Origin of the sequence: Alkalispirochaeta alkalica DSM 8900 (assembly GCF_000373545.1) — a bacterium.
GTDB lineage: Bacteria > Spirochaetota > Spirochaetia > DSM-27196 > Alkalispirochaetaceae > Alkalispirochaeta > Alkalispirochaeta alkalica.
In genome coordinates this window covers 1-4,261 of sequence record NZ_KB891731.1, presented here as the reverse complement: position 1 = coordinate 4,261, position 4,261 = coordinate 1, and the positions used below count along the sequence as shown (strand labels likewise).

General features: G+C 53.4%; 3 protein-coding genes and 1 pseudogene. 1 reads left to right on the top strand and 3 read right to left on the bottom strand.

What is annotated here, in order from left to right; all coding sequences use genetic code 11:
- Window positions 1-239, bottom strand: a pseudogene (locus B071_RS17250) (hypothetical protein); the annotation flags it as partial.
- 353 nt (window positions 240-592) lie between these two features.
- On the opposite strand from B071_RS17250, the gene B071_RS0111095 reads away from it, so the two are divergent.
- Window positions 593-2,353, top strand: a complete 1,761-nt coding sequence (locus tag B071_RS0111095; protein WP_026245181.1) for an SWIM zinc finger family protein — start codon at window positions 593-595, stop codon at window positions 2,351-2,353.
- A gap of 206 nt (window positions 2,354-2,559) precedes the next feature.
- On the opposite strand, the gene B071_RS0111090 is transcribed toward B071_RS0111095, so the two are convergent.
- Window positions 2,560-3,357: a DeoR/GlpR family DNA-binding transcription regulator gene (locus tag B071_RS0111090; RefSeq protein WP_018527156.1), complete on the bottom strand. Its 798-nt coding sequence runs from the start codon at window positions 3,355-3,357 to the stop codon at window positions 2,560-2,562.
- Window positions 3,358-4,032: a class II aldolase/adducin family protein gene (locus B071_RS0111085; RefSeq protein WP_157703184.1), complete on the bottom strand. Its 675-nt coding sequence runs from the start codon at window positions 4,030-4,032 to the stop codon at window positions 3,358-3,360.
- Window positions 4,033-4,261: the final 229 nt, after the last annotated feature.

Here is a 4,261-nt window from a genome sequence, read left to right as displayed (position 1 = left end):
CTGATCTTCCCCCGCATGGCGACAACGAGCCCGTAGGCCCCTGCAACACCGATAGCGGGAGCTCCACGAACCTTGAGTTGCTTTATCGCATCCCAAACCTGTTCCACCGACCGCTGCTCTTCGATTTTGACTTCCCCGGGCAGGAGCGTCTGATCCAGAAAGAAAAGCCGCTCGTCCCTCCAGGTGATGCTCTTTACGCCTTCTGCCTTGCCTTGGTTCATTTCCATCTGGTTGGTCATCTTATCTCCTGTTACGACGGGCGTAAGAGCCCACAGTATTTTTCGCATACTGAATATGGATCAGATTGATTTTCCCTCAATGGCATAGCATTTCTGCTTTTTCCCGAATTGGTTTTTAAAAGCTCCTGGGATACTGTCTGCCTTGGTGGACGGGCATTTACCCGGCGCTGGTTTAACGGATGCAACCGTATCAACGACGAACTACCCTCGGAGAGAATAACCTAGAAGAAGATTGAGGGGGAGTAGTTAAAGAACTATTGCCGGTATTTTCACCAGCGCGCTGAATCATATCATTGTTTTCCTCGGTAACCCCGAGCTTTCGCTGAACCAACCGTTCCAGAATCTACCGCACCGTGGATTCGATTGTTGCACAAAATCCTGATACAATCAGCCCGATGAACCAGTTCTTGCTTTCCAACTTTGAGGCGCATATCGAAGGCGTGATCTTGGGACGCGGCCGCGAGTATGTGTTTGACCGGCGTGTTACCGATATCGAAGAGGTATCCCCGGGTGAGTTTACCGCAGTGGTGGGCGGAATCGAACGGTATCTCGTGAGGGTTTCGTTGGAATCCGATTCGGCCAACGATGCTCTCCAGCGTGTGACCGAAGTCTCCTGCACCTGTCCATACGATTTTGGACCATACTGCAAACATGAGGTTGCGGTCCTTCTCTTACTCCGCGAACGACTGCCAGTGATCTCGGAGGATACGAAGGAAGCCGGTCGCCTTTCGGAGGTACTTTCCAGGCTCAGCCGGGAGAATATGGAAGAGATTATTCTGGCGCACGCGAGAAGCGACCGGATCTTTGCGCTTGGGATTCTCGCTGAATACTCCGACGATCCTTCGAAGCGGATCAATGCCGATCTCCGCGCATCCATCCGGAGCAAACTGGAGCAATTCATCAACTCCTGGGGACTGATTGAGTACGGCGACGCCTTCGCCGCCGCAGAAGTATTTGACCGCCTGTTTGACCAAATGGATTCCCACCTGGTCCGGGGCGCGGTCCGCCCCGCTTTTGATGTTACCACTGTGATTATCGAGGAAGGGGCACTGGCAATAACGCATACCGATGACAGCGCAGGAACAATGGGTGGGGTCGTGAGCCGCGCAATCGAAGCATTACATTCCATCGCAGAGACGGATATCGACGATAAGCTTCGGAATGAAATCATCAGCTATGTGGAAAATACCCTCGCTTCCGACGAGTTTCCCGATGTGGCCGATTGGCAGCTCGATCTGTGGCGCGTATTAACGAAGGCTGTGCGGTCGACCGAGCAGTATCACCATCTTCTCGGTACGTTGCAGGACGCGTTGCCCCCTGAGGATACAGCGCACGGCTTCAGCCGACAGTACATGCGAGAACAGCTTCTGGTCCTGATGACGCAACTGATGGAACGCTTCGGTGAACACGATCAGGCGGAATCGATGCGCCAGAAAAACCGACACCTCACCGCCTTCCGGGATGCCTTGATTTCGCGTGCGTGGAACAAGGGCGACTACGACAGGGTTATACAATTGGCGGAGGAGGGGATCTCCCACGATTCCAGTCTTCCCGGCCTGCTGAAGAAATGGCGCATCCGGGCGCTCGAAGCGTACCGAGCCACACACCGCAAAGAAGAAGCGCAGAAAACCGCACGCAACCTGATCCTGGAGGGAGACGTGGAGTTCCTTGCACAGTACCGCGAGCTGGTATCGGCCGACGCGTGGCCGCCGGCGCGAGAGGCGCTCATTGCTGAGATCACAACAACCCACGGGCGTACTCCACCCGTTTTACCGGAGATACTTTCTCTGGAAGAACTGTGGTCCCACTTGATGGAACTCGTCGAGAAAGAACCTCGCTACATCACCAGGTATGGGAATCTGCTCTATTCACACTTTCCGGATCGTGTCCGGGCCGTCTGGTTCTCCCTGATGATGAGAGAAGCGCGTGCATCCAGTAATCGTCGCGATTACCGGCACCTTGCAGAGTCTGTCCGGCGCTACGCCGATATCGTCGGTAACGATGCGGCGGAGGAAGTCCGTGACGCGATCCTGCTCGAATTTCCCCGCCGTCCGGCAATGCGGGACGAACTATCACGAGGAGCTCGCCACAGCAACCGGCACCGACACGGATGAGTCCGATTCGACCCGCATGGCAGCGACAGTTTCAATCACAAACGGAACGGTCGATTAGTATAACTGTAGTTTGTGGGAGAAACCGGGTAGGCCACTAACCTATAAGCCCGGTTTCTTTTCCTCTTTCTTTCAAGCCTCAACTACAATATTCCGGTTACATCCCCTGATTCATAGACAAATAGCGCGGGTCCCAACACAAGGGATCATCACACTACGGTGGACTCAGGAATCCTTTTCTCCGACGATCCGCAAATATACTCCACCTCACTCTGGACAAAGCGCTCAACCCACTCCGGGGGCCGCTGCTGATCGGTGATAACGGCATCGAAGGCATCCAGCTCTGCCAGTTTTGCAAAGGACGTCCTGTCAAACTTGGAGGCATCACAGACCAGAATCGAACTCAGGGCCTGCCGCATCATCTGTTTCCGGACCTCCGCCTCCTGCTCGTTCGAATCAGTCACGCCGTGATGGAGATGAACCCCATCACAACAAATGAAGGCCTTGTCAGCAAAGAAGGAGGCGATGGATCCTTCTGCAGCTTTTCCAACCAGAGAGAGGGCCTTGGGCCGCAACGTGCCACCAGCACAAATTACCTTGATATGCTCGGCCCGTGCCAGGGTTTCTGCAACAGGCAAGGCATTGGTGATAACAACAAGGTTTGATTTTTCCAGGATGTTCTCCGCAATATGAACTGCCGTGGTACTGGCGTCGAGAAATATGGTATCTCCGTTATGGATCAGATCTGCTGCCAGACAACCGATCACGCTCTTTCCTTCTATCGCCGCATGCTGCCGTACCGTGACAGGAATTTCCCGATGCATTCCCGTATCCAGAAACGCGCCCCCGTAGGTTTTCTGAAGCAAGCCCTTTCGCTCCATTCTGGAAAGATCCCGGCGTATCGTCTCCTCACTCACCGAAAAACGCAAAGCCAGATCAGACACTGTCACACTCCCGAAAGACTGGAGCAGTTCGAAAATTTCCTGTCGTCTCTCTACAGCCAGCACTTACGCCTCCCCGAATGACATGGTTCTGCTATTTACTCCATAATGACCCCGAAGCCCTTCAAGATCAGCTATTTCCCGGCTTGAAAAGGGTTTCGGTCCGCCAAGCGCCTCAGCGTACAGCTGAATTTGCGCACATTGTTCAAGTTTCTCCAGCTTTTTGAACGCCTCACCCAGAGATGTTCCTGCAGTGACACTGCCATGCCGTGCGAGCAGGACCACATCGCTCAGACAGATAAGTTCTGTCATGGAACGGGGCAGCGCTTCCGTACCAGGGAGCGCATAGGGAGCAACAGGCACATTTCCCAGAGTAACAACACACTCCGGCAAAAGTCCTGTATCCAGTCTCCTGCCTGCAATAGTAAAGGCGACCGCCTTCGGGGGATGGGCATGAATCACAGCCGTAATATCGGGCCGACGACGATAAACCTCGCGATGCAGCTTGTATTCCGTAGAGGGCCGCCCCTCACCCTCGAGAACATCTCCCTCCATGTTCATCACCAGAAGCATCTCTTCGGATATATCTTCCTTTCGAACACCCGAGGGGGTAATCATAAACCGGCTATCGTCAAGCCGAAGCGAAAGATTTCCGTCAGTCGCACAGACCAGACCGGAAGCGTGAACTTTTCTGCTGTAATGGACGATCTCCCTTCGCGCACTGCTGTCGGTACAAGCCATCGTTTGCATCCTTTTTTGCGTGGTTACATCACTTTTATGGTGAATTAGTCTAATTACATTATCAATAACAATCCTATCTCTCGTCAACAACAATCAATATTTTTCAACAAAAAACATCAGGATCGGCCAGAAGACCCCAAAAAATCCTGCATTGACGGAATCAGACGAGAGGACTAGATTCTGACCATGGATCTTCCCGGGGAACTGCAGGAGCGCGAGAAGGAACTAT

What these genes read in the sequence shown, in the direction of transcription:
- B071_RS0111085 (WP_157703184.1), bottom strand. Translation starts at nt 4,032, where the DNA reads ATGGCTTGTACCGACAGCAGTGCGCGAAGGGAGATCGTCCATTACAGC.